Origin of the sequence: Candidatus Cryosericum septentrionale (assembly GCF_003570995.1) — a bacterium.
In the GTDB taxonomy this organism is placed as follows: Bacteria; Caldisericota; Caldisericia; order Cryosericales; family Cryosericaceae; genus Cryosericum; species Cryosericum septentrionale.
On sequence record NZ_QXIY01000016.1, the window covers coordinates 48,496 to 73,158 of the forward strand.

Below are 24,663 nucleotides of genomic sequence, written 5' to 3' on the forward strand. Positions count from 1 at the left end.
GCACTTGCCCGAGGTCTTTTGTGTGTATAATGAGGGCCGTTACTGTCGAGGCATCCAAGGAGTAGCCGTGAAGAAGCTTGTCATAGCAGAGAAGCCGAGTGTGGCGGAGCAACTTGCTGCGGTCATTGATCACTGCAAGAAGAGCCGTGATTACTACGAAGGCGAACACTACATAGTTTCGTGGGCGGTGGGCCACCTTGTTGGATTGGCAGAGCCCGAAGACTATGACAAGAAGTACAAGCAGTGGCTGCTTTCCTACCTGCCGATCATCCCTGAGGCGTTCAGGTTCTCCGTTCTCGAGGGCGCCGAGGAGCGTTTCAACGCACTCAAGAAGCTAATCGTGTCCAAGGAAGTGGACGAAGTCATCAACGCGTGCGATGCAGGTCGCGAGGGTGAGTTGATCTTCCGCAACATCTATGCGCAGGCCGGAGGGAAGAAACCTTCGTCACGCTTGTGGCTGTCGTCCTACACGGATGAGAGCATCCGTGATGGATTCAAGCACATCCGTCCCGAATCTGGATATGATGACCTGGGCAGAGCGGCGCTGGCGCGTTCTGAGGCAGACTGGCTGGTTGGCATCAACGCCACCCGGGGACTGACGAGGCGCAATGGGTCGCTTGTTACGGTGGGACGTGTGCAGACACCAGTTCTTGCACTCATCGCGAAGCGCGAGAAGGAAGTCCAGGCATTCACGCCCGTGCCCTATTTCGAGGTCGACGCCGAGTTCAAGGTCGTGCCGCATGGTGAACCGACCTATGCAGGACTATGGCATCGGGGATCCGAGAGCAGACTCGCCGACCAGGCGGCCGCCGAAGCCATTGCTGCGAAGTGCTCAGGGCACAAGGGGGTGGTTGCGTCGGTTGCTCAGAAAGAAAACCGTATGCAGGTACCCTATCTGTATGATCTAGGACTCCTGCAGCGCGAAGCAAACGGCCTCAACGGTTTGAGCGCGAGCCGCACGCTGAGGGCAGCACAGTCTCTCTATGAAGAGAAGCGCGCCATCACGTATCCGAGAACAGACAGCAAGTATCTGCCCAAGGCGCTTCGGAAGGAAGTCGTCACTGTGCTTGGCGATCTGGGGGTGGGGGAATATGCCTCTTACGTGCAACACGTGCAGCGCGAGGGGTGGAAGATGCGGCCCTTCGTCTTCAACGACGAGAAAGTCAGCGATCACTACGCCATCATTCCGACTGGCACGCGGCTGGACCGAAGCAGTCTCTCTCATGACGAGAGCGTGGTCTATGACCTAGTTGTACGCCGGTTCCTCGAACAGTTCTACCCTGAAGCCGTTTTGATGCTTACCCGTGTCGAGACAGTCGTTGAGAGCGAGACATTTGGCAGTGATGGAAGAGTCGTAAAGACCTCAGGATGGCTAGAGGTCGCCCCACGCGAGGCCGACAGCAAGGACTTGCCAGACCTCAAGGAGAAGCTGAGCGTCCAGGCGTTCAGGGTTGGGAGCGAACGCAAGCTGACCAAGGCTCCGCCGCGGTTCACGGACGCGTCCATTATCGCTGCCATGGAGACGGCGGGGAAGCTCGTCGATGACGAGGAACTAGCTGAGGCAATGAAAGAACGTGGCTTGGGGACTCCTGCCACACGTGCGGAGATCATTGAGAAGCTTATCCGGACCGGCGTTGTCGAGCGGAAAGCTCGGAGCCTGGTCGCCACAAGGCGTGGTGTTGACCTGATCGACCTCCTTGAGGCGATCCAGTTGTCGGATCTTGTGGCTCCGGACCTTACCGGTGATTGGGAAATGAGTCTGCGCAAGATAGAGAAGGGGTCATTGGACAACGTGGAATTCCTGGAGCGTATCGAGGGGTTCACGCGTCAGATGATTGAGAAGATCAAGGGGTACGAAGCTCCCACTCAGATCGGCATCGAGTCGGCGGAACCACTGGGTGTGTGTCCCATCTGCGGCGGCAATGTGCTTGAGCGCCCTGCATCGTACGTCTGCGAACACCATGGCCGCAAGAAGACGGACTGCAAGTTCAGCATTCCGAAGATGATTCTCAGACGCCCCATCAGTCGTGAAGAGGCCTTGCAGCTTATGACCGAGAAGAGGACGGAGATGCTCAACGGATTCGTGAGCAGGCGCGGGTTCAAGTTCAGTGCGCGCCTCCTGCTCAAGCCCGACAATAAGCTGGAATGGGAGTTTGCTGAGGGGTCGGGTGGCAGTTCTGCGGCTACCGAACCCGTCATCAATGAGGAGCCATTGGGTCGTTGCCCCGTGTGTCAGGGTTCAGTGGTAGAGACTGCGGAGCACTACCGGTGTGCTGCAACTGACTGCCGTTTCCAGATGAAGAGAGTCTATGCTGGCAAGACTATTGACCGTGACATGGCCCGTAACCTGCTCGAGAAGGGCAAGACAGAGCTCATCGAGCACTTCGTGTCGAAGTACAACAGGCCTTTCTCGGCCTACCTGAAACTTGGAGACAAGGGCAGAGTAGAGTTCGAGTTTCTGAACAAGGGACCACGGGCGGGGAGGCGGGCAACCGGTCATGCAACGAAGCCAACGAAGGCAGCGGCCTCCGCAACGAAGACAGAGAAGACAGGGACCTCCACAAAGAAGGGAGCCCCGAAGACATCCAAAAGCAAAGGTGGTGCATCATGATTCCATTCAGTGCGATTTTCAGTGTCGACTTCTTCTTCAATCTTGGGTACGTGGTACTGTCAATAGCGGGGCTTGTGCTGGCAATGTGCTACAGGCGCACTCAGGAAGGGAAGGTGAGTCTGTTCCTCCTGCTGACGACAGCGCTGGTGGCTGCATACTACACTATGCAGTGGGTGTTGAGTAGCTTCGTCTCCTTCTATGTCAGCAACTATGCGGCGGCTCATGCCGATTTCCAGATGCCCAGCTGGGTGAACCTGGCTCTCACCATCTTGTTCACTGCTCTGAACTACGCGTTTATCGTGACGCTAGTGCTGACCGCCTGGTTTGCAGTCAGGAAGACGCGTGCAGAGAGGGTTATACTTGCTCAGGGTTCCGAGGAGACGAGTCCTGAGGAACTGACCTCCGAATGCGCCGTGGATGTCGAGCAGTCCGGGACGACCGGCGACAGCGTGGCTCCGGCCGAACCCTCCGTTCCTGGACCCGAAGCATAGTCCATGGACCGTGAGGAACTGTATCAAGTCATCGTCGAGAGGACACCGTCGCGGAACCTGATCAACCATATGCTCGCTGTCGAGGCCATTATGCGCGGCCTTGCAGTGCACTTCCATGAGGACGTCGAGAAGTGGGGCCTGACCGGTCTCGTCCATGACATCGACTATGCCGAGACTAAGGACAAGCCAAACATGCACAGTATTGTCGGATCAGAGCAGCTGCATCTGATGGGAGTGTCTGAGGACATCTGCTATGCGGTGCGCGTCCATAACTCGCTGCATGGTCTGCCGCGCAAGAGCATGATGGACAAGGCATTGTACGCCGCGGACCCATTGTCCGGCCTGATTGTCGCGTGCGCTCTCATTCGACCGGAGAAGAAGCTTGCGCCCCTTGATACGGATTTTGTCATGGTTCGCTTCAAGGAGAAGCGTTTTGCTGCTGGAGCAAACCGGGATCAGATGCTTGCCTGTCAGGAGATGGGACTCGATCTGTACAGGTTCGTTGCGATCGGCCTGAGTTCCATGAAGGAGATCGCCGCCGAAATCGGTCTCTAGATTAGCCTCACCAGCCTAATTGATGACCGACGCCCGCCTTTACGGCGGGCTTTTCGTTGTGCCTAATAGGGGTATACTTCATTGGTAAGTAGTCTCGTATGTTCTGTGTAATGGACACTTGCCGAAATATCATCACAAAGCGGAGGCATATCGATGTCGTTGAACGCAGAAGAGTTGTTCTCAGAACGGGCGCTGAGTTTCAGACCATCCGAGATTCGGGAGCTCCTCAAATTCGTCGACAGTCCGGAAATCATCTCGTTGGCCGGAGGCATGCCGGACGGTCGGTTCTTTCCTATCGACCGAGTTATCGAGGCAAGCACGTTTGCACTCAGGGAATACGGCAAGAAGGCCCTCCAGTATGGGTCTACCGAGGGCATCAAGAAGTTGCGCGTTCTGCTCATGGATCGCATGGAGAACGAGGGTGTCAAAGGCATCGATCTGGACAACGTCATCGTCTCCACCGCCTCACAGCAGGGTCTCAGCCTGGTGGCACAGGTGTTCGTGAATCCCGGCGACACTGTCATTGTGGAAGAGCCATCCTATCTCGGAGCAATCCAGGCCTTTGCAAGCATGCAAGCCAAGTTCTGCACAGTTCCGCTGGACAAGGACGGCATGCAGATGGACATTCTTGAGGACAGGCTCAAGGAGCTGCAGAAGGCGCACATCCGCCCAAAGTTTGTCTATACGGTGCCTAACTTTCACAACCCTGCCGGCGTCACCATGACGCTGGAGCGCCGCAAGAAGCTGATTGAGCTGGCTCACACGTATGATCTGCTCATTATCGAAGATGATCCATACGGGGAAATTCGCTTTGAGGGTGAGCCAATTCCCTCGCTGCTGGCGTTGGGTGGCAAGGATCGTGTCGTAGCGCTGCGCACGTTCTCGAAGATCAGTTTCCCCGGGCTTCGTCTGGGGTGGATCGTCGCCCGCGAAGACATCATGAGCAAGATCATCGTTGGAAAACAGGCGGCGGACCTTTGTTCTCCGGCCATGACTCAATACATAGCGTATGAGTTTGTCAGCCGCGGGTGGCTGGATGACTACGTTAACGTCGTTCGGCGCGAGTATCCCAAGAAGAAGAATGCAATGATCTCCGCTCTTGAACAGTATTTCCCGGTCGGCAGCAGTTGGACTGACCCTCAGGGCGGTCTGTTTGTATGGGTGAAGGCACCGGAGAGCATCGACACCGCGGCGATGTTCCGCGAGGCGATCAATGCCAAGGTCGCGTATGTTGTGGGCATTGCCTTCTACCCTCATCGGGACGACAACTGCCATATGCGGTTGAACTTCTCGGCCGTGGATCCCGAGCACATCACTGAAGGGGTCCATCGCCTGGGCGACTTGCTGAAGTCGAAGATCTAGCAGCTGGTCGAAACAGACGTGCAACAACCTCTGCCCGCGTGTCGCGTGGCAGAGGTTGTTTGGCTTCTGCGAAAGGCAGGACTAGATGCGGCGGAACACGGGGCAGATGTCTCTGTAGTCGCAGGACAAGCACTTGCTGCCGCGTTTTCCACGAAAATCACCCTGAAGAATCCTGTGGGCGGTTGTTGCCAGAACCTCTCGGGACTTGGCAATGCAGTTCTCTGCCCCTTCGTCCATCTCCGCCTTGAGGTTTTCGCGCAGATAGTACGTCTGAAGGATGAACCGCTTGCCCTGGAACTCTTCCGCCTGACTCAGTGCCGCAGCATACAGCGCTACCTGAAACCGATGAGATGTCAGTGCCGACGCTTCTCTCGGCCTCGCGGACTTGTAGTCGACGATTCGCAGCACACTGTCATTGACTCGGTCGATTCGGTCCACGATACCTGTAAACGGGATCCCGTCAATCTGCGTGTTGATGAGGTGTTCCACATAGACCATCTGTGGCCATGTGGACTGGAAAACCGGGAAGAATGCTGTAAGTACGCGCAGGGCCTGACGCCGTTTCCTGTCTTCATCACTGGGGTAAGCATACCCCTCTGTCAGCCAGTTCTCGTCCAGAAGCTGGGAAAGAGAAGTGGGGAAGAGGGCTGCATCATCCCCGTACAGCTGCCCGTCTTCTCCCAGGTGACATAACAGAAGTCTCTCGAGAACCGCGTGGATACTCTTGCCATAGCTGAAATACCAGTGGGAAGGCTCCTGGATTTTCTGAATATACTTGAGCTCGAATTTCCTGGGGCACTCGTTGTACGTCGATACCCTCGAGTAACTCAGCGGTTCTGTAAGCGCGTTTTCCAAAGCATCTCCACCTGTTTTCGAGTCTGCTCGACGTCCATCGTGTTGTCGATGACGACGTCGGCGTATGCCAGTTTCTGAGCCAAAGGCATCTGTGCTTCAATTCGGCTGAAGGCTTCGCCGCGCGCAAGATGATCGCGCGTTATGAGGCGTTCCAGCTGTTCGTTCTTCGATGCTTTCACAACCCAGATCTCATCGACCAGGTTCTGCCAGCTGGCCTCGATCAGAATCGCCGCGTCAAGGACCACGACGGCTGATGTTCGGTGAAGGATTGCGATCTCATTGGCGACCAGTCTCGTCATAATGGGCATCATGATATCGTTGAGTTCCTTTAGGAGATCGGGGTGTCCGAAGACAAGATTGCCGAGGAGGTGGCGGTTGAGCTGGTTTCCATCGAAGATACAATCGCCAAAGGCAGACCGCACTTGCTCAAGCGCTCCTTCAACGTTCTCGGCAAGGACGCTCTTGCCCACTGAATCCGCGTCTAGCACCGCTGCTCCGTACTCCCGTAACATGCCGGAGATCATGCTCTTGCCAGAGGCAATGTTGCCGGTGAGTCCAACGTCGATACTCATTCGAGGTCCCGCAGGTTCGAGCCGCAAGAAAGGTGAGTCACAAGGGGGATCGAAAGGTGTATAGCTGATTCCATGGACCCCTGCATCATCACGCGGACACGCTCGAGTTCGTCGGGTGGCGTGTCGACGACGATTTCGTCGTGCACCTGAAGGACCATGCGTGCCTTGAGAGGCTGAAGGTCCCGGCCCAGGTGTATCATGGCCATCTTGATGACGTCGGCGGAGCTCCCTTGTACGACGGCGTTAAACCCCTGCCGGATAGCTTCCTGCCGCTCCACGTTATTGCGACTGTTGATGTGCGGAACTCTCCGCAGGTGTCCAAGAATCGTTTTTACATAGCCGTCGCGCTGGGCTGCCTCGACGACACGGTCACGGTAGTTCCGGATGCCGGGGAATCGCTCCATGTAGCGTTCGATGTATTGCCGAGCCTCTTCGCCACCGATGCCGAGCTGTCGTGAGAGACCATATGGAGAGATGCCATAGATGATGCCGAAGTTGATAGTCTTGGCACGCTTTCGCATCTCAGGAGTCACGGCTGATTCTGGAACGTCGAAGACTTGCGAAGCCGTGTGCAGGTGAATGTCCTCACCCTGGGCAAATGCATTGCACAGGTTCGCGTCCGCAGAAAGATGCGCAAGCATCCTCAGGTCGATCTGGGAGTAATCTGCCGAGACAAGGACCCAGCCGTCGTGACTGGGTATGAACGCCTGTCTGATTTCGCGCCCGACCTCGGTTCTGGCTGGGATGTTCTGCAGGTTGGGGTCGATGCAACTGATACGTCCCGTCGACGTGCCGGTCTGGAGGAAGGTGGGGTGAATCTTCCCGTCCGGCGCGACATATCGCACGAGCGAATCCGTATAGGTTCCCTTGATCTTGGTCAACTGACGGAGCTCCAGGATAAGCGGAATCGCTGGGTGTTCCTTCTGGATTGCTTCCAGGGATTCGACGTCGGTGCTCAGACCTGTCTTGGTTTTCTTGGTCGGTGCAAGTCCCAGCACGTCGAAGAGGAGCGTGCCCAGCTGTTTTGGAGACTGAAGGCTGTAGTCGTGTGTGCCGACGAGCTCGTACGCCCGGTGCTCCAGTTGAGCAATACGAAGGCCGAGCTTTGCCCCGAAGGTTCGCAGGTAAGCAGTATCCGTGCGTATGCCTGCCATCTCCATGTCTGCGAGCACCGCTGCGAAGGGGATCTCCATTTCGTTCAGCGTACGTGTGAGCTGTGATTCCTCGAGAGCTGCGTCGATGGGGTAGGAGACACGATAGACAAGGTCGGCCAATCCCTCGGCAGTGGAGGTGTCTCCAGCCAGTCCCCATGCGTCACCGATGCGGTCAAGGCCCCAGGCTTTCTGGTCAGGATCCAGCAGGTACTGCGCAAGCATGATGTCACGGATAGTCGCAGGAGCGACCAGGCCAAACGGTGCAAGGGTGTGACAGAGTGCCTTGTAGTCGTAGACATAGGTCATGGACGTCGTGTCTGTGTGCAGGGCCTCGGGAAGCGAGCCGAACATGGCGTCAACGTGTGTCGACGAAGCGCTGTCCTTTGTTCGGCGGGCCACCGTGAACCCCTGTCCTTCGACATCAGGCACGACAGCCAGGGCCGTTCGGTCATCGAAGACTGCGTTCGTCGCCTGTGGAGGAACCGATGCGACCGCTGCGGGACGAGCGCTGGAGCCGAAAAGGTCGTCGCGATGGACAGGTATTGGCGCCAAAGCGAGCGATGGTATGCCGAGGACCTTCGATGCACGCCGGCTCAGCGCCACAAACGACAGTGTCTGGAACAGCTGGGCAGTCTGCTCAGTATCCGGGGCGCCACGATCCAGGTCAGCGAGTCTGGTCGGTTCGTCCAGGCTCATCTGGATAGTGACCAGCGAGCGGTTGCGCAGGATGAGATCCCGGTTCTCGGCGAGCAGGGTCCTGTAGCGTTCGGGACCACCGTTCTCGAGTAATGCTTGAACTGAACCGAATTCCTGAACCAGTTTCAGGGCGGTCTTCTCACCGATGCCGTGTACCCCGGGGATGTTGTCGGACGGGTCCCCCTTGAGCGCTTTGACGTCGATCAGTTGTGGGGCTTTGAGGCCAAACTCCTCGAGGATTGCCACGGGTGTGTATTCCCTGATCTCCTTCACCCCCTTGACCGTAATGCGTACTGACGTGTTGTCATCTGTCAACTGGAGCAGGTCGTTGTCCCCGGAATAGATGATGCAGGGGACCCCTGCCTGGCCGGCGACCTTGCTGTAGATGCCGATGAAATCGTCAGCTTCGAACCCGTCCTTTTCGCGCGTAACGATCCCCAGCGAACGGATGAGTTGCTTGAGGTTGACGAGCTGGCTGACGAGTTCGTCGGGCATGGCCTCCCGGTTGGCCTTGTACTCTTCGAACATCTCGTGGCGATAGGTCGCTGCCTTGCGATCGAAGAAGACGCCCATGTACTGTGGTTGAAGCTCCTCGATGATGGTGAGCAGCATCGTCGTGGTTCCCAGAATCGCTCCGGTAGGGACGCCGGTGGCGGTGCTGAGGTGGGGCATGGCGAAAAACGCTCGGTACAGAATCGAACTCCCATCAACAAGTACTACTTGGTTCGTCATATGCTCATTGTATCAACGTCTGGGGTCAGGCGCAACCCAGCAGCGTGAGCCGCGGGTGAATATGGAGATGCAGCCGGTCTGATTGAGAGATAGGTTCGCTGCCGAATCTGTCGTGAGAACCTGAACCGTCCCAGTAGAAGTATCATACGCGAATCCGGGAGAGTCGGATGGAAGCGACATCGTAGGGCTCACTGTCCCAACAAGAGCGGTGGTGACGAGTGCCAACAAGGGACCAGACCGTATAGCGTTTCCCGACTGGATGGTCGCGCCACCCGTCGCGACAGAGACCATCTGCCCGGTGTCAAGGGAGGCAATAGTCGATTGGAAGCGGGTGTCGAGCCCAGGAATGGGGGTGCGGGTGTATTGGGAGGGAAGGTATACGTGACTCGGTGCCAATAGTCCGAACAACGCATCCAACTGGTCTGGGAGGTCTGTAGGAGACCCCGCGACCACGACGACGTCCAGCGTGTTGACACCGAGTGCTGCGAGTGCATGGGCCGCCCGATTGGCAGCTTTGGCGTCAGTGTCGAACAGACAGAGCCACGTGCCAATGCCCCGGCTGCGGACAAGGATAACGCTGCCCTGATCGACGACAGGGAAGGTCACACGCGTATCGAACGGGACAGTACCGAACGCCCAGACGAGTAAGACCACGATGGCCGCCGCAGCCATGGGGGCTCCCGCGTGGTGCCGTTGACTGAGTCTTGGCCGGTTATCTGCGGACAGGATGATGACCCCGAACAGAATCCCAAGGGAAAGAAGCAGGAATGGCGAAGGTGCAGGGACGTTGCGGTGTGACCCGGGGAGACGCGCGAGCAACTCAAGACAGCTAAACAGGACAGTTGAGGCGCCGTTGATGATGGGTGCCAGCAATGCGCTGAGCGATGGGATCGTAAGGAGTAGTGCAGACCATGCCAGGAGGCCTATCAGCAGCAGGGAGACCGCGGGAATGGCCACAATGTTTGCCAGAAGAGCAACCGGGGCAAGGACATGAAATGCTGACACGGCAAGCGCTGCTGTGGGCAGAGACGCTCCAGTCGTCGAACAGAGAGATGAGAGGAGCCCTCGGGCAAGACGGCCGCTGACTCGAACGAGATGGGACAGAGGTTCGCCGATGAAGCAGAGGCCCGCGACCGAGGCAAACGACAGCTGCAGTCCGATGTCGAAAACAGAGGCAGGATCGACTGCCGTGAGAATGAGTGCGGCCCAGGAGAGCGATGCGAGCCTGCCAGTGTGTCCGCCGGACATGCGGGTCACCGTGAAGACGCACAGCATCACAAACGCTCGGTCGGCACTCAGGGGAAAATCGATGAATGCCAGGTAGACGAAGGTGGCAACCAGTGGAGCCAGTGTCGTGCCGATACTTCTCTCAGAGAACATCAGACCAAGGAGCATCGACATCACGGCGAAAACCAGTGAGAGGTGAAGACCAGAAATGGCAAGCAGATGGCTGGTACCAGTGATTGAGAAGAGATGGCGGTCGACTGTTCCGAAGAGTCTGCGATGAAGAAGGAGTTCTTCGAGAAATCCGAATGCCTTGTAGCTCAACAACTGGCGCGCCCGGAGTTCGATGAGGTCTCGTGCGCGTCCGGTCAATCGACCCCACCATGATGCAAGAGAAGAGCTGCTGGGGAGAGCCTGGATGTCTTGTGCGAGAAACAGCGCCGGGGGTGGCGGACCGAGCCGTTCCTCTCCCGGATTGAGAGCGGGACTGGTTGTGCCGATCTTCCCCGAGACACGTATCTGTTGACCAAATGTCGGACCAGCGCGGCGATCGGGCATCTGTACCTGGACAGTCACCGGGCGGCTAAGAGGGATGCCGTCTACCATCACTGCCGACAGTTCAAACCCCATGCCTCCGGTACTTCGTGCAACAGAAGGTGTAAGGGCTGTGCCTGTGACAACTGAGGTATCAGGACGGAGCTGCCCGGAGGCAGAAGACTGAACAACTCTCTTTGCCATGGCAAACGATGGCCAGAAGAGAGAGAGTGCGAGCATGACGCGGATGAGATTGAGCCGCGGGTGTCGAGTTTGTGCGAGATAGACTGCTCCCAGACTAGCCAGAACAGCAAAGGTGAGTATTGCCGTAACTCCTGTGGTTCCAGCCGACAGAGCCCCGGCTACGACCGTCAGGGCTACGAGCGTGACGAGTCGCAGTCTTATCACGACGGCTAAAGGGTGATGAGGGATTTCAGGTCTTCGTAGGTTTTAGCGCCGATGCCCTTGACGTTCTGAAGGTCTTCAAGTCGCTTGAATAAGCCGTGCTGTGCCCGGTAATCCAGGATGGCCTGCGCTTTCGCCGGCCCAATGCCAGGAAGGGTATCGAGATCGGCCAGTGTTCCGCGGTTGATACTGATTCGTGCATGGACGTTCGACGAGGGTGACGTGGGAGACACAACGGTGCTGGCGCCGTCTAGTGACTTGACCGGGACAGTGACTTGTTCACCGTCCTCGAGGCGAGCTGCCAGGTTGACTGCAATGAGATCTGCGTCGTTCGCAGCTCCTCCCGCAGCCGTCACTGCGTCCCGGACAATGGAGCCCTCCGGTAGCGCGTATACAGCTGAATGGAGGACGGCACCAGTCACATACACATTGATGGAAACTGGGACCATAGGTGCGATATCCGCCGTCGACGGGTTATTGACAATCTGTGGGAGTGGGTTGGGCGTAGGTTTGTAAAGGCGCGAGCCGACGAACAACCCGGCGCCCGTTCCCAGGGCGAGAACAGCGATGATCAGGACGATTATCTGATGCTTCGAGAGTTTCTCCATTGCAGTGGAGACCCGCTCGTTGTCGAGCGTGCGGCCTCCTACCTCCTTCGTCAGTGTCGAATGATTTCAGCTCCTAGTGGGAGCCTCCCATGACTGCGAGAAGATCGTACAACTCCAGGAAGTCGGTGACCATTCCCTCGGTCTGCTGAGAGATTGGAGTCTCAATGATCCTGACAGGGGTCCCTGTCGGGATCATTGAGAAGGCCTTCGTCACGTCGGTGTTCTGATGGCGTACGCACCCGTGTGATACGTCCTTGCCGATGCTGAACGGCTCGTTCGTTCCGTGCATCCCGTATGTTGGAAGCGAAATGCCGATCCAGCGAACCCCTAGACCATTTGCCTTATCTTGAAGGTACGGGACGTATACCTTGCCTTCCCAGTGCCAGTTCGGGTTGACTTGCTTCTCAGTCACCTTGTATGTGCCGACGGGCGTGGCGCTTTCGCCGGTGGTTCCGGTCGCGTCCGGGAATGCGAGAGTGCCGGCTGCGGTTCTCAGGACCGTGATGTGGAATGATTTGTCGATGAGAACCTCAGTTGCTGTGGCACCTCGGGCTGACGGCATGGCCACAACGATAAGAGCCACGGCAAGGGCTGCAATGCAGAAGAAAAGTGAGCGACGGTAATCTTTCATAGTGACTCCCATTATAGACAGCACTGGCCGGATGGCAACGAGGCCGGAACGACTGGCAAATCAGAGGGGCCCCTTTCGGGGCCCGCAATGTCCAGGAAGTGCTTCAACATCATAAGAAACAGTATGTCTTCTCGCCAAGTGGTGCGGGGAGAGGGAGTTGAACCCTCACGACCTTGCGATCACTAGGACCTGAACCTAGCGCGTCTGCCATTTCGCCACCCCCGCCTGAAGGGCTTGAGACTAGCGCTCCAGAATGACCGGGATGACGATGGGCCGCCGGCGCGTTTTGTCGTATATATATTTAGCCGAGAATTTGCGTAAGTCAAGCTGCAAATCAGGCGTCGAGCGTACATCCTTGAGGCGATGGGTCACCATGAAGGCCTTCATCTCGCGAGTCAGGTCCGTCAGAATTGCGTCATCATCAGCCACGACGCCCTTCGTCACGATTTCCGGGCCGGCAAGGATCTTTCCTGTCATCCGGTCAATGCTTACGACTGAGACCAGGATGCCGTCTTTGGCCAGGCGGGCGCGGTCAGTGAGGATAGGGCTATCGGGTAACCCGAGGGCGAGACCGTCGATCAGCAGTCCCTCAGCGGGTATGCGCTTGAGCGCGGTCAGGTGTTCACTGTCTACAGTAAAGCACTGGCCATTTTCGAGGATGAAAATGTGTGAGGCTGGGATACCGACGCTCTCTGCAAGGCGCTTGTTCCAGACAAGATGCCGGTACTCCCCGTGGATCGGCACGAAGAACTTGGGACGTGTCAGCGAGAGCATCAGCTTGAGATCTTCCTGACCGCCATGGCCGGACACGTGGACCTTGTCCTCGCGGCGGTAGAATACGTTGGCGCCTCGGCGGAACAGGTTGTCGACCGTGCGAGCTACCATCTCCTCATTACCCGGGATCGGATCCGCGGACAGAACGACGGTGTCGCCTTTCATGATCTTCAGGAAGTCGTGTTCGCCGCGAGCTAGACGCGACAGGCCGCTCATGGGTTCGCCCTGAGTTCCGGTCGTGACAATGAGCATCTTGTCCTTGGGGACGCTCCCAATCTCATCCTGCTGGACGAATATGTTCTCAGGCATTTCCATGATCTTGACCTTGCGGGCCACCTTGACGGAACTGATGATGCTCCGGCCGTCTACGAAGATCTTGCGACCCTGAGGAGCCACCGCGTCCATAATCTGCTGAATGCGATGGATGTTGCTGGAGAAGGTGCTGAAGATGATCCGACCCTTGGATTCGTGCACAATGCTGTCGAATGTGGACCGCAGGTCACGTTCCGAACCTGCGAAGCCCGATTCCTGGGCGTTCGTCGAGTCGGACAGAAGCAGGAGTATTCCCTCGCGCCCCAGGGCGCTGAACTTCTGAAGATCGATGGGCTTGTCGTCGACGGGGGTCTGATCGATCTTGTAGTCGCCAGTATGAAGAATGATTCCCTCGCTCGTGCGGATGGCAATGGCCATGGCATCGGGCACCGAATGGGTGACGTGAATGAACTCGACATCCATGTTGCCTATCTTGATGTGGTCGCCTGCCTGCACTGCTCTAGTTTCGTAGGGCTTCATCCGGCCAGGGATGACGTCATCGATGATTCCGAGGGCGAACTTGCTGGCATAGATCGGTGCGCGGACATGCTCCAGCGTGTAGCCGAGCGCTCCGATGTGGTCCATGTGCGAATGTGTTATGAGGATGCCGCGGATCTTGTCCTTGATATGGTCGAGGTACTCCATGTTGGGAATGACATAGTCGATGCCCTGCATATCGTATTCGGGGAATTTGAACCCCGCATCGATGATTACTGCGTCGTCATTGACCTCATAGACGTACATGTTCTTGCCAATCTCCCCGAGACCTCCAAGGGGAGTAATGCGGATGATGTCGTGATGTCGAGACGTTTGTTCGGTGTGTTGAGATTGTATTTTAGTCATATGCATAGTGTAGCCACTTTGTTAGCATTGAAAAGCAATACATTGTGGAGAGTCGTGTCAACCGTCAGACTCCTCGCTATCCTGCGTCGTCTCAGGGAGTGTCTCAGACCGTTGAGGAGACACGGGACAGACCGGAGGCCGGCGCCTGAGGATTGGTGAGACGATGATTCCCAAGACGATGATCGTGATGTCCGTCCACTGGTTTGGGGTCAAGCGGAGCACGTGGACGGGAATGTAGCGGAAGAACTCTACGACGAAGCTGGTGGCGCCGTAGAGGTACAGATACCAGATGAAGACTTGGCCATCGTAGCGTTTGCGCTTTCGGACGACCCAGAACAGAACAGCAAACACGAGAAAGCCGGAAGCGGAGTTGAACAGCTGAGCCGGCCAGATTCTCTGATTGAGAAGATCGGACTGGGACAAGGGGTTGGTGAAGATGACTCCAAGCCACGATGTCGTAGCTGTTCCATTGCAGCAGCCATTGAGCCAGCAGCCGATCTTGCCGATACCGAAGGACAGGGCAAGCAGGGGCGCCACGATGTCAGCCATCTGCCAGAATCTCATCCGCCGACGCCGAATCAGCCAGTTAGCAGCGACGACACCCCCAAGGATGCCTCCAAAATAGGAGAGGCCTCCTTCCCAGATCGCAAGGATGCGGAGGGGATGAACGAGATACCACAGGACAGTCGGAGACGTCATAATCCAGCCGATACGAGCCCCCAGAATGCCGCCGATAACGGCAACGATGGCCATGTCCAGCACATCATCAGTGTTGAGGCCCTGGTGTCGTGACTCGATGTATATGACGGTGATACTGATGGCGATCGAGACAGCGATCATGATACCATACCAGCGGATAGTGAGGCTTCCAATGACGAAAGCTATGGGATGCATTGGTTTCTCCTTTGTTGGTTTGTGAGCCCGCGACATTGAGATTATAATGTTAAAGATAGCAGTTGCCAGTCTATTCTGCCTCGACTCCTGATGATGCAACACGCGATTGACTACAAAGGAGACGTGAGGGAGATAGTTGGGAGTTTGCATTGGAGTTCGGGAGGTGGCAATTGTGAACGAGAGTGCAACAGTCACTGCGACACTGAAACGGGTACTTGACCCCGAAACCGGCGTAGATATCGTAGCGGAAGGACTGGTTTATGGCTATACGGCCAACGAACTGGTCACGGAGATATGGATGAGGTTCTAAAGAATAATATGGATCCCAAAGAATTAAGAGAGTTTATGGTAAGAACACAGCTCGTCCCGATGGGTATTAAGGACGAGCGGCTGCTTAATGCGATGAAAAAGGTGCCGAGACATCTTTTCGTCGAGGAATCAAAGCGTCATGAAGCTTATGGCGACACGGCACTTTCTATAGGTGAAGGCCAGACCATTTCACAGCCCTATATGGTTGCCGTCATGACAGAACTGCTTGAACTCAAAGGCGATGAAAAGGTTTTGGAAATCGGGACAGGTTCCGGTTATCAGACAGCAATCCTTTCTGAACTCGCTAAAGAAGTGTATACCATTGAACGTGTTGCGGTGCTTGCTCAACGCACAGAGGAAAGATTTCATTCCCTCGGATATGACAATATCTATGTTAGAGTCGGGGATGGCACCTTAGGATGGCCGGGGGATGCGCCTTTTGACAGGATTATCATAACTGCGGGCACGCCAAGGGTCCCGGACCCTCTCATGGAGCAGTTGTCAGACGACGGAATACTGGTTGCTCCGGTGGGAGACAGGTTTTCTCAGCAACTCCTCAAGATCAGAAAACATAAAGGTGGGCCGCTGGAAGAATATCATACCCCCTGTGTCTTTGTACCTCTGATCGGTAAATACGGATGGCAGGGAGAGGATTAAGTCTCAGCCTCAGTAAGTATTGAGGCTACCAGTATCTTACCCGCCCCACATCGATGTGAACAAATTCCGGATATTTCCCTACCCCGCCTGTCATAAAGGATTTTGCAAGACCGGAAAGCTTGTTATTGCCCATTCCTTCTATCGCAAAGTCGATGGCGATGCCCCTGAGGTGAAGGCTGTTTCTGCTTACGTTTTTGCCATGGTTTATCAGATATTCGTTATAATTAGTAACACCCCTGGCTGCTTCTTTTGCAGGGCTGTTGCCTGGACACTCATCGAGAAGATCTCGGACGGGATCGTTGAAGGGTTGCAGAAAGAAGGATACAAGAATGTCAGAGTAGTCGATGCGCTCAATCCAAGAATCTACTATAGGAGTATGTGATGCAGATTCGAACCCTCGCGTTGCGTTGACCGCTCTGCGGTGCTATAACTTCATCCATGGAAGATACACAGCGCATATTCCAGGGGTTTGAACCGTCGAACCTGGACGAGTTCGTGGGTCAGGTGGCGGTTGCAGGGCCCGGCACACCGCTTCGGAAGTTCGTCAGTGATCGCGTACCGTTCAGTGCGATCATCTGGGGTCCTCCGGGGTGTGGGAAGACGGCGTTCGCACGGCTGGTGGCTGTAGAGTTGGGCGAGGAGATGGAGTACGTGACTGCCGTCTCGGCGGGCGTCCCTGAGTTGCGTCAGATTGTGGCTCGCCATGCAGGGCGTCCCTTCGTTCTGGTCGTAGACGAAGTTCACCGGTTCAATCGGGTTCAGCAGGACTTCCTTCTGCCCATGCTGGAAAACCGGCTGATGACATTTGTCGGCCTGACGACGGAGAGTCCTTATGCTGCATTGTCGCCTGCTTTGCGCTCGAGGATCTTCATGCTGCGATTTGCGCCGCTGACCACGGCCGAGATCACCCATGTTCTCACTCAGGGATGTGAGAGAGCAGGCATGCGGGTGGGCGGGACCGTGTTGAATCGCGTCGCGGCCTTCAGTTCGGGGGACGCGCGCGTCGCCATCAATGCTCTGGTATGGTTGTACCAGTCAGGAAGCCTCATAGAGGGAGCAGATCTGAGTGAGCTGCTCAAAGAGGTTCCGGTAGCCAAGAACTTTGAGCAGGAACACTATGACCTTGCCTCGGCATTCATCAAGTCGATGCGTGGCTCTGATCCGGACGCTGCGCTGTACTACATGGCGCGCATGATCGACGCAGGAGACGACCCTCTCTTCGTCGCCCGGCGCATGATTATCTTCGCGGCAGAGGACGTCGGCTTGGCGAATCCCTTTGCTGTTGTTATGGCGATGGCGGCGTACGATGCAGTGCACGCCGTGGGGTTGCCGGAGGCGATGCTCAACCTGACAGAGGCCGTCATCTATCTTGCGGGGAGCCGCAAGAACAATTCCGTACTGGGTGCGATGCGCCGTGCGCGGGACCTTGCGCAACAGACGAAGAACGTCGATACACCGATTCAGCTCAAGAACAGCCGCACCGGGCAGGCATTGTACAGATACCCCCACAATTTTCCCGGCAACTGGGTGGCTCAGGAATACTTCCCTGACGAGGTGCACGACCGGGCCATCTATCTGCCCACTGGAGCCGGGTATGAGCACGTGATCATCGGGTACTTGAAATCGCTTCGTGCGAAAAAGCCGGAATAGGCACAGAGGAGTCCGACATGCAGAAAGGGTACTGGGAGGACGGCAGCAAGCTCCAATTCGATGGATTGGTGACTGCAGCGGCGGAGACGGAGCGCGGCTTGGTTGTCCGATTCGAGAAAACATACTTCTACCCTGAGTGCGGCGGACAACTCGCTGACGGAGGAACGGTCGGCGGTACGACCATCGCTGGCGCTCAACAGGATGACGCGGGTCCATATGTCGTACTACCTCCGGGATCCTCTGCTGAGGTTGGCCAGAGTCTGTTCTGCGTCGTCGACGCTGAGAGACGGGGCCGTCACACGCAACTGCATTCGGCTCAGCATATTCTGAGCAGGTTGCTGGACGACAGGGGCATTCGGACGCTGTCCTTTCACATGACCGAAGAGGAAGCCAGCATCGAGATCGAGGCCACAGCAGTCAGCGACAGCGTCTTGACGGAGGTCGAAGACGCCGTGGAACGAGCTATCTGGCGATGTCTACCTGTCGAGACGTTGGTCGTGGATGCGGCCGACATCGCCGCCTACGATGTGCGCAAGGTGCCTGAACTTGCAGGTGGACCGCTTCGCCTTGTCCGGATCGGGGATCTGGACACGAATCCGTGTGGCGGGACCCATGTTGCGTCGACCGGCGAGATCGGCTCGTTCGCCATCGTACGAACGGACAAAGTGCGTGGCAACACTCGTCTCTACTTTGTTGCGGGGCGGACAGCGACAGCGTACTACAGGCGAAACGACGCTGTACTTCGGGAGATCGAACGGCAGCTGACATGTGGACTTGGCGATATCTCTGCTTCGATTGCGAGGTTGCAGCAGCGCGACCATGACGCGGCCAGGCAGGTCAAGGGCCTGCTGGCGATGGCTGCGGATGAGCTTGCTCACCAGGCTCTGGACGAAATCGCCTCACATGGTGTTGCCATAATGGTTCTCGACGGGGTCCCCACCGAGCTTGCCCGCATGGTGACAGCCAAGTTGACTTCGGCTTCGGGTCCACTATGCGTCGTCGTCTACCCCGGCGGCGGTACTGATGGGCAGTTCGTCTGCTCGGTGCCGACCGGAAGCGAGGCTTTGCTGGCGACCTTCGGTGCACGGATGAAGGAGTCCTTTGGTGCCAGGTCGGGCGGTGCAGGAAGAGTCATTCAGGGAAAGGTCGACACACGCATGACTCCGGATCAGCTGAAACCTCTTCTGGTGGCAGAATGAGCGTTACCGGCGAGCAAACGACAGTTTGTTGATTGCATTGGCGTTCCAACTAGACTGGTGACAGAGGTGATTATCATGAAGATGTGGCGTTGCTCTGTTTGCGGGCTTCTGTACGAGGGGGAGAACCCTCCTGAGGCGTGTCCCAAGTGTGGGGCTCCCGCTGAGAAGTTCGAACTCGTCTCCGAGGAACAAGTCGGGGTGATCGAACGTGCTCGAAAGACCAACCAGCTGCACAGCGACCTGCTCGCCGAGCTGGCTAAGGTCGAAGTCACTGCGGATGCCAGTATCGAGGACAATCTCGATCCAGGCTGCCTGCGCGTATTCGCGAAAGCCAAGGAAGCGGCCAAGCTCCTTCGGCAGTTCTCCGTCGCGGAGGTCAGAGTGCACGTGAACAAGAACAAGTGGGGATGACTACGCCTGTCCTGGCGCTGAGGTACTGCTTGGATATGGCTGGTGAACACTACACTCCCGGACCGGTCGAGTAGCCGGCGGGTTGCGTCGAAAAGGAGAGAGATATGGGATCCATCATGGAAGCATCATTGTTCACGCGCAAAATCGAAGCTGAGATCACCAAGGAGGTCGAGCGCCTGAAGTCAGAGGGACATAATCCTTCGCTCAGCGTGATTGTTGTTGGCAACAGCCCGTCGACAATGGTCTATTTCAAGAACATGTCGCACAAGGGCGTGGAACTCGGGTTCTATGTTGAGCTCCGAAAAATCGATGAGTCAATCGGAGCTGCCGAGGTGCTTGAGCTCATCCACAGGCTGAACGAGTCGAAGGACGTCGACGGTATCCTGGTCGGGCTTCCTTTGCCAAAGGAATATGATGTGGATTTGATCTTGCACGGCATCAGTCCCGACAAGGATGTTGATGCTTTCCACCCCTTCAACATGGGGCAGTTGATGATTGGTAAGCCTCGCTTTGTCCCAGCCACAGCAAGATCGATCATCTCCCTCTTGGAGAACTATGGCGTTCGCATCCAGGGCAAGAACGCCGTCGTTGTAGGTCGCAGTAACATTGTGGGCAAACCAGTTGCTTCCCTGCTGCTGCAGCGTGACGCTACTGTCACGGTATGTCACTCCAAGACCGTCGACCTTGCCAAGTACACGCGTGAGGCAGACATCCTGGTCGTCTCGATGGGGAGACCCAGGGCAATTACGGCTGACTATGTCAAGGAAGGCGCTGTCGTCATCGACGTGGGCATCAATGACGTCAATGGAAAAATCGTGGGTGATGTCGATTTCGAGGGCGTTCGCCCGAAGGCATCGCTGATAACACCAGTTCCTGGTGGAGTCGGCGTACTGACGACTCTTATGCTGTTCGACAATGTCCTGAAGGCGGCCCGGCTCAACAGCGACAAGCACTGAGTCGGCGAGAGCTGCCTACCAGTCGTAGACGCTTCCGGCGTCCACCTCCGTGAGCGACCCGTCAGGGTTCTTGAGGAGGAGGGCGCCGGTTCTTGACAGCCCGGTCACCCGGCCCGACTCGTGCTGATCGTTGAAGTCCACCGTGACCAGTTCGTCCCGCAGGGCGAGATTGGCGTTCATCCAGGGACTGAAGGTGTCAAAGCCACGCAGAATGAGCGAGCCTATGTCTAGTTCCACCATGTTCAGGATGCTTGCACAGAGGTGCTGTACGTCGATGGCGCACCCCAGTTCTCCTCTCAGCGAAGTCACACGCGGCATCTGGTCCGGGATTACGATGTTGTTGACGTTAAGGCCGATGCCTACCAGCAGAGTTGTCGTTCCAGACTGAACGAGCGTCTCAGCAAGGATGCCGCAGACCTTGCGACGTTTGACAAGCAGGTCATTAGGCCATTTGACGAGTGTGCGAACGCCGGTCTCGGTCAACACGACGCTCGCCACGGCGTGTGCTGCCACCATTGCGGCCTGACGAACTGTCTCAGGCGACGGTACGGCCAGGGCGAGCGTGAGCCACAGGCCTCCTTGTGGCGAATCCCAACTCTTGCCACGTCGCCCTCGTCCCGCCGACTGTGTTTCGGCAATGACGGCGAATGGCAGCAAATGACCATCAAGTGCGATCTGGCGTGCAGTGTCCTGCGTCGACGCTATGTTCGAATAGGTGACGAGTTCCATGGATCCTCGCGGATGGCGTCCAGGAGTTCACCGACGTGGCGCGGCATGTCCGTGATGAAGACGCTTGCTCCACGGTCGACGAGACGGGTCAGCACGCTTGCTCTCGTACTCATGGAAAGCATAGCGATGTCCTGTTGTCGCACGAGGACGGCATCCAGCCGAGGAAGACCGATCGGAATTAGGGCCCCAGAGACTGTGTCGGAAGGGCTGTGGTGAAGCATGGCCGTTACGAAAAGCCTTTCAGCGCCAACACCACCTGACACGAGTTCCTCAATGAGGCCTGCCGCTCCTTCGTCGGTGCACATAGCCAGGACTGGTCCATCGGTGCCGGACAGCCTGTAGCCTTGTTGAACAATGACAGGCATGGGAGGCCCCAGAGTTATGGGCTGACTGTTCGGGACCCACGCTGCGACGGGGCACCCAGCAGTACCGACAAGTTGTTGAGCCACGTCTTGTACCATGGAGTTGTTGGACCCCGTGACTACAAGAAAGTCCGATCGCTCCTCGAGGAGATTCCACGCGAGACCAACGGCGTTGGCCGCATGATCGTGGACTCCCGGCGGTCGGAAGTCGCAGTCGACCAGGCCTCCAATGGCTACGTCGGCATCCGTGCCAAACCAGCTCCTGGCAGGGCAGGCGACTGCAAGTTCTGTAAACAGCTGTAGCCGCTTTGCAAGGTCTGACAGCTCGAACGGCTGCTGTTTGAGGATGTCGACAAGTCGAGTGTACTGGGCAAGTGTTCCCATCACGATGCAGTTCACACGTCCTGCTTCCATGCGCAGAGCCCCTGATGGAACGGCAACCTCGCCTCCCTTGGCCAGCATCTCCTGTTTCAAAATGTTGGCAGCCTGCGGGAGTAGACCATTCACTCGTATCACAAGGAATACCGCTTTGGCTGCCATAATATCGGCTCCTACAGAGTAGCATCCCAGACCATTCAGAAGATCATGAGCCTGCTGAGCCATTGACATATGCAAGAGTGAGAGTTCCACAGTCGCTCCTTTCCGTCGCGGCTGATCTCTCTCAACCGTGGCCTATAAATTGTATTCTCCTGCCTCGAGACTACAATATTAACAAATCAGAGGTCTATTCTGCAAATCAGGAGGAATGGAATGAAGAAGCGCCTGTCAGTTCTGCTCAGCGTGATCCTCATAGTGGGCCTGGTGTTCGCGAGCTTCCCGTTCAAGGTAGCCATGGCTGGCACGACCGTGAAGATAACCTTGCTCGAGACAAGTGACGTTCATGGGGTTATCTACCCGTATGATTACTTCAAGGATGCGCCCGCGAACGGCGGGCTTGCGAAACTGTCGACGCTGGTCAAGGGTGTCAGGGCTGATAACCCAAATACCCTTCTCCTGGATAACGGCGACAATCAGCAAGGTACACCGCTGACATATTACTTCAACAAGGTCGACACGACTGCGCCGAACCCGATGATTGCAGCCATGAACATCATGGGATACGATGCGATGACACTTGGCAACCATGAATTCAACTATGGGCTTTCCATCGTCGACAAAGCGCGGTCCGAGTCCAAGTTCCCCTGGCTTTCGGCCAATATCTACAAGGAAGATGGCACGAACTACTTCACGCCGTACATCGTCAAGACGGTTGCCGGCGTCAAGGTCGGCATTCTGGGGCTGACGACCAAGAACATCCCGAACTGGGAAGTGCCTGCGAATATCAAGGGTCTGGTCTTCAAGGATACGGTCGAAGAGGCCCAAAAGTGGGTCAAGATTCTCAAGGACACCGAGAAGGTCGACCTTGTCGTGCTCTTGGCACACGAGGGATTCGAGAAGGACATCGACACCGGCAAGGATCTTGGTACTTCAATTGAGAACCAGGCCTATGCCATTGCGACGACGGTCCCTGGCATCGACGTCATGTTGACCGGGCATACCCACTTGTCTATCCCGGGCAAGACGCTCAACGGCGTTCTTGTCATGCAGCCAAAGAACGGAGGCGTCGAGATCTGCAAGGCAGACATTACCATGGAGCAGACTGCCACTGGGTGGAAGGTTGCCACGAAAACCGGAACCAATCTCCCTGTGACTGCGGACACTGTGGCTGATCAGGCCATTCTCGACGCAACTAAGACTCAGCATGAGACAGCGGTCAACTATATGAAGCAGCCGATTGGCGAAGCGACGGGGGATTTCCCCGGCGCCACGTCTCGGACTGAGGACAGTGCCATCATGGACCTGATTCAGAAGGTCCAGATGAAGTACGCGAACACCGATCTCTCGCTCGCAGCCATGCTGCCCGATCCTGCTCCCAGTTTCAAGAAGGGCCCACTGACGGTCCGCGACATGTATTCACTCTACATCTACGAGAACACGCTGTTTGCCATCAGTGTGACTGGACAGCAGATCAAGGATGAGCTTGAGTGGTCTGCGAAGTACTTCAACACGTACACTTACAACAAGACAGCCACTACTCTGGTCAACTCCAGTGTGATGGGCTACAACTACGACATGCTGCAGGGAGCCGACTACGTTATCGATACCACGAAACCGGCGGGTCAGCGCATCAGCGGCCTGATGTATCATGGCAAGCCCATGGATATGACTGCAACGTATACGCTGGCTCTCAACAACTACCGGGCTGGCGGTGGCGGATTCCTTGGGTTCAAGGGCTCACCGATTGTCTACCAGTCCAGCGACGAGATTCGCAACCTGATAATCCAGTATGTCAAGGACACTGGGAAGATCGATGCAACAGTCGACAACAACTGGGACCTCGTGCCGGACTATCTCAACTCACAGTATCGTGCAGCTATCGATACGCTCAACAGACAGAGCGCGCTCAGCGAATTCTCCGCAGGGGCATTTGTCCCTGATTCCACAGCCACTCGAGGGGATCTCGCCGCGATTATTACCGGCTCCTACACCGCGATGGACAGTCGCAATCATGCGAGTTCGTTCGTCGACGTAGCCAGCAACGGCTGGTACGCTCGAGCGATCGGGACGGTTCAGGCTCGCAAACTGATGAATGGCACATCTGCCAGGACGTTCGTGCCCGATGCTCCAGCCACGACTGAACAGGCAGTCACTGCCCTCATGAGAGCAAGCGGATACGGAAATGATGCTTCCAGGTACGATCTGTGTGCACAGCCTCTCGACAAGGTTCCGAACCTGTTCCGCAATACTGACGGCACGTGGAAATGGGAAGCCTTGGCAGCAGATACGAAGAAGAATAACGGAGCGACCATCAACATGCGTTCCGGCCAGTCTCTTGGTGGCGTGGAGATGTACGCTATAGCTCTTCCCGTAGTCCCTGGCATGGTTGTCAACGGCTATCCTACTGGCGGCGATCTCAAGGCATTTACGATGAAGAACGCGAAGTGGCTGCTGGACCGCACTGGATATGCCCTCGGCACGTGGTACAACAAGGGCAAGACCTATATCGACGTGAGTACGACAATCCCTTGGCGGGACTACGCAGTCACGCTGGGCAAGGAATACGACCAGATCTCGATTTTTGACCTGGCCAACTTTGA

At 56.5% G+C, this 24,663-nt stretch carries 22 protein-coding genes and 1 tRNA gene; 11 read left to right on the forward strand and 12 right to left on the reverse strand.

Going from position 1 to position 24,663, the window contains the following annotated elements; translation table 11 throughout:
- The first annotated feature begins 67 nt into the window (after window positions 1-67).
- From SMC1_RS04065 to SMC1_RS04080, 4 genes are all read left to right on the forward strand, one after another.
- On the forward strand, window positions 68-2,611 hold the full coding sequence (locus tag SMC1_RS04065; protein WP_126855164.1) for a DNA topoisomerase 3: 2,544 nt from the start codon (window positions 68-70) through the stop codon (window positions 2,609-2,611).
- Entirely contained in the window at window positions 2,608-3,102 is a 495-nt protein-coding gene (locus tag SMC1_RS04070; RefSeq protein WP_119085522.1) for a hypothetical protein, read from the forward strand. The genes SMC1_RS04065 and SMC1_RS04070 overlap by 4 nt, the downstream gene beginning before the upstream one ends.
- 3 nt (window positions 3,103-3,105) lie before the next feature.
- Window positions 3,106-3,657: an HD domain-containing protein gene (locus SMC1_RS04075; RefSeq protein WP_119085523.1), complete on the forward strand. Its 552-nt coding sequence runs from the start codon at window positions 3,106-3,108 to the stop codon at window positions 3,655-3,657.
- A gap of 153 nt (window positions 3,658-3,810) precedes the next feature.
- Window positions 3,811-5,019, forward strand: a complete 1,209-nt coding sequence (locus SMC1_RS04080; RefSeq protein WP_119085524.1) for a PLP-dependent aminotransferase family protein — start codon at window positions 3,811-3,813, stop codon at window positions 5,017-5,019.
- Between the two features lie 81 nt (window positions 5,020-5,100).
- Here the strand turns inward: SMC1_RS04080 and SMC1_RS04085 are convergent, their stop codons facing one another.
- The 9 genes from SMC1_RS04085 to lgt form a co-directional block, all read right to left on the reverse strand.
- Window positions 5,101-5,874 carry a RecB family exonuclease gene (locus SMC1_RS04085; protein WP_165849199.1) on the reverse strand — a complete coding sequence of 258 codons (774 nt, stop codon included), beginning with the start codon at window positions 5,872-5,874 and terminating at the stop codon, window positions 5,101-5,103.
- On the reverse strand, window positions 5,847-6,446 hold the full coding sequence (coaE, locus tag SMC1_RS04090) for a dephospho-CoA kinase (RefSeq protein ID WP_119085526.1): 600 nt from the start codon (window positions 6,444-6,446) through the stop codon (window positions 5,847-5,849). The genes SMC1_RS04085 and coaE overlap by 28 nt, the downstream gene beginning before the upstream one ends.
- Window positions 6,443-9,028, reverse strand: coding sequence for a DNA polymerase I (gene polA, locus SMC1_RS04095; protein ID WP_119085527.1), 2,586 nt, complete (start codon window positions 9,026-9,028; stop codon window positions 6,443-6,445). Before polA ends, coaE begins: the two co-directional genes overlap by 4 nt.
- A gap of 12 nt (window positions 9,029-9,040) precedes the next feature.
- On the reverse strand, window positions 9,041-11,194 hold the full coding sequence (locus SMC1_RS04100; RefSeq protein ID WP_119085528.1) for a ComEC/Rec2 family competence protein: 2,154 nt from the start codon (window positions 11,192-11,194) through the stop codon (window positions 9,041-9,043).
- A 5-nt stretch (window positions 11,195-11,199) separates the two neighbouring features.
- Complete coding sequence (locus tag SMC1_RS10985) at window positions 11,200-11,799, reverse strand: ComEA family DNA-binding protein (protein WP_119085529.1); 600 nt, start codon at window positions 11,797-11,799, stop codon at window positions 11,200-11,202.
- A 73-nt stretch (window positions 11,800-11,872) separates the two neighbouring features.
- Complete coding sequence (locus tag SMC1_RS04110; protein ID WP_165849200.1) at window positions 11,873-12,430, reverse strand: L,D-transpeptidase; 558 nt, start codon at window positions 12,428-12,430, stop codon at window positions 11,873-11,875.
- Window positions 12,431-12,569: 139 nt separating this feature from the next.
- Window positions 12,570-12,655: transfer RNA gene (locus SMC1_RS04115), tRNA-Leu, on the reverse strand.
- A gap of 15 nt (window positions 12,656-12,670) precedes the next feature.
- Complete coding sequence (locus SMC1_RS04120) at window positions 12,671-14,365, reverse strand: ribonuclease J (RefSeq protein WP_119085531.1); 1,695 nt, start codon at window positions 14,363-14,365, stop codon at window positions 12,671-12,673.
- A gap of 51 nt (window positions 14,366-14,416) precedes the next feature.
- The gene (gene lgt / locus SMC1_RS04125) at window positions 14,417-15,253 is read right to left on the reverse strand and encodes a prolipoprotein diacylglyceryl transferase (RefSeq protein ID WP_165849202.1); all 837 of its coding nucleotides are present in this window, start codon (window positions 15,251-15,253) and stop codon (window positions 14,417-14,419) included.
- Window positions 15,254-15,425: 172 nt separating this feature from the next.
- Here lgt and SMC1_RS04130 point away from each other — a divergent pair, with 172 nt between their 5' ends.
- Complete coding sequence (locus SMC1_RS04130; protein ID WP_165849203.1) at window positions 15,426-15,563, forward strand: iron-sulfur cluster assembly protein; 138 nt, start codon at window positions 15,426-15,428, stop codon at window positions 15,561-15,563.
- Window positions 15,548-16,219, forward strand: coding sequence for a protein-L-isoaspartate(D-aspartate) O-methyltransferase (locus SMC1_RS04135; RefSeq protein ID WP_207799297.1), 672 nt, complete (start codon window positions 15,548-15,550; stop codon window positions 16,217-16,219). Before SMC1_RS04130 ends, SMC1_RS04135 begins: the two co-directional genes overlap by 16 nt.
- 25 nt (window positions 16,220-16,244) lie before the next feature.
- On the opposite strand, the gene SMC1_RS11235 is transcribed toward SMC1_RS04135, so the two are convergent.
- Window positions 16,245-16,589 carry a YcbK family protein gene (locus tag SMC1_RS11235; RefSeq protein ID WP_119085534.1) on the reverse strand — a complete coding sequence of 115 codons (345 nt, stop codon included), beginning with the start codon at window positions 16,587-16,589 and terminating at the stop codon, window positions 16,245-16,247.
- Window positions 16,590-16,657: 68 nt separating this feature from the next.
- Between SMC1_RS11235 and SMC1_RS04145 the strand changes: the two genes are divergently transcribed.
- The 4 genes from SMC1_RS04145 to SMC1_RS04160 all read left to right on the forward strand — a co-directional run bounded on the left by SMC1_RS04145 (window position 16,658) and on the right by SMC1_RS04160 (window position 20,435).
- Window positions 16,658-17,869, forward strand: a complete 1,212-nt coding sequence (locus SMC1_RS04145) for a replication-associated recombination protein A (RefSeq protein WP_119085535.1) — start codon at window positions 16,658-16,660, stop codon at window positions 17,867-17,869.
- A 17-nt stretch (window positions 17,870-17,886) separates the two neighbouring features.
- Complete coding sequence (locus tag SMC1_RS04150; protein WP_119085536.1) at window positions 17,887-19,068, forward strand: hypothetical protein; 1,182 nt, start codon at window positions 17,887-17,889, stop codon at window positions 19,066-19,068.
- Window positions 19,069-19,143: 75 nt separating this feature from the next.
- Complete coding sequence (locus SMC1_RS04155) at window positions 19,144-19,479, forward strand: rubredoxin-like domain-containing protein (RefSeq protein WP_119085537.1); 336 nt, start codon at window positions 19,144-19,146, stop codon at window positions 19,477-19,479.
- Between the two features lie 104 nt (window positions 19,480-19,583).
- The gene (locus SMC1_RS04160; RefSeq protein WP_119085538.1) at window positions 19,584-20,435 is read left to right on the forward strand and encodes a bifunctional 5,10-methylenetetrahydrofolate dehydrogenase/5,10-methenyltetrahydrofolate cyclohydrolase; all 852 of its coding nucleotides are present in this window, start codon (window positions 19,584-19,586) and stop codon (window positions 20,433-20,435) included.
- A 15-nt stretch (window positions 20,436-20,450) separates the two neighbouring features.
- Here the strand turns inward: SMC1_RS04160 and SMC1_RS04165 are convergent, their stop codons facing one another.
- Window positions 20,451-21,164: a biotin--[acetyl-CoA-carboxylase] ligase gene (locus SMC1_RS04165; protein ID WP_119085539.1), complete on the reverse strand. Its 714-nt coding sequence runs from the start codon at window positions 21,162-21,164 to the stop codon at window positions 20,451-20,453.
- Window positions 21,137-22,066: a hypothetical protein gene (locus SMC1_RS04170; protein WP_126855165.1), complete on the reverse strand. Its 930-nt coding sequence runs from the start codon at window positions 22,064-22,066 to the stop codon at window positions 21,137-21,139. The genes SMC1_RS04165 and SMC1_RS04170 overlap by 28 nt, the downstream gene beginning before the upstream one ends.
- 210 nt (window positions 22,067-22,276) lie before the next feature.
- Here SMC1_RS04170 and SMC1_RS04175 point away from each other — a divergent pair.
- Window positions 22,277-24,663: 5'-nucleotidase C-terminal domain-containing protein (locus SMC1_RS04175; RefSeq protein WP_119085541.1), on the forward strand; the 2,387-nt coding region annotated here is incomplete at its 3' end.

Excerpts from the sequence above, each read along its gene's own strand:
- SMC1_RS04070 (WP_119085522.1), top strand. The coding sequence starts at position 2,608 with ATGATTCCATTCAGTGCGATTTTCAGTGTCGACTTCTTCTTCAATCTT.
- SMC1_RS04075 (WP_119085523.1), top strand. The coding sequence starts at position 3,106 with ATGGACCGTGAGGAACTGTATCAAGTCATCGTCGAGAGGACACCGTCG.
- SMC1_RS04080 (WP_119085524.1), top strand. The coding sequence starts at position 3,811 with ATGTCGTTGAACGCAGAAGAGTTGTTCTCAGAACGGGCGCTGAGTTTC.
- coaE (WP_119085526.1), bottom strand. The coding sequence starts at position 6,446 with ATGAGTATCGACGTTGGACTCACCGGCAACATTGCCTCTGGCAAGAGC.
- polA (WP_119085527.1), bottom strand. The coding sequence starts at position 9,028 with ATGACGAACCAAGTAGTACTTGTTGATGGGAGTTCGATTCTGTACCGA.
- SMC1_RS10985 (WP_119085529.1), bottom strand. The coding sequence starts at position 11,799 with ATGGAGAAACTCTCGAAGCATCAGATAATCGTCCTGATCATCGCTGTT.
- SMC1_RS04110 (WP_165849200.1), bottom strand. The coding sequence starts at position 12,430 with ATGAAAGATTACCGTCGCTCACTTTTCTTCTGCATTGCAGCCCTTGCC.
- SMC1_RS04120 (WP_119085531.1), bottom strand. The coding sequence starts at position 14,365 with ATGCATATGACTAAAATACAATCTCAACACACCGAACAAACGTCTCGA.
- lgt (WP_165849202.1), bottom strand. The coding sequence starts at position 15,253 with ATGCATCCCATAGCTTTCGTCATTGGAAGCCTCACTATCCGCTGGTAT.
- SMC1_RS04135 (WP_207799297.1), top strand. The coding sequence starts at position 15,548 with ATGGATGAGGTTCTAAAGAATAATATGGATCCCAAAGAATTAAGAGAG.
- SMC1_RS04145 (WP_119085535.1), top strand. The coding sequence starts at position 16,658 with ATGGAAGATACACAGCGCATATTCCAGGGGTTTGAACCGTCGAACCTG.
- SMC1_RS04150 (WP_119085536.1), top strand. The coding sequence starts at position 17,887 with ATGCAGAAAGGGTACTGGGAGGACGGCAGCAAGCTCCAATTCGATGGA.
- SMC1_RS04155 (WP_119085537.1), top strand. The coding sequence starts at position 19,144 with ATGAAGATGTGGCGTTGCTCTGTTTGCGGGCTTCTGTACGAGGGGGAG.
- SMC1_RS04160 (WP_119085538.1), top strand. The coding sequence starts at position 19,584 with ATGGGATCCATCATGGAAGCATCATTGTTCACGCGCAAAATCGAAGCT.
- SMC1_RS04165 (WP_119085539.1), bottom strand. The coding sequence starts at position 21,164 with ATGGAACTCGTCACCTATTCGAACATAGCGTCGACGCAGGACACTGCA.
- SMC1_RS04170 (WP_126855165.1), bottom strand. The coding sequence starts at position 22,066 with ATGGCAGCCAAAGCGGTATTCCTTGTGATACGAGTGAATGGTCTACTC.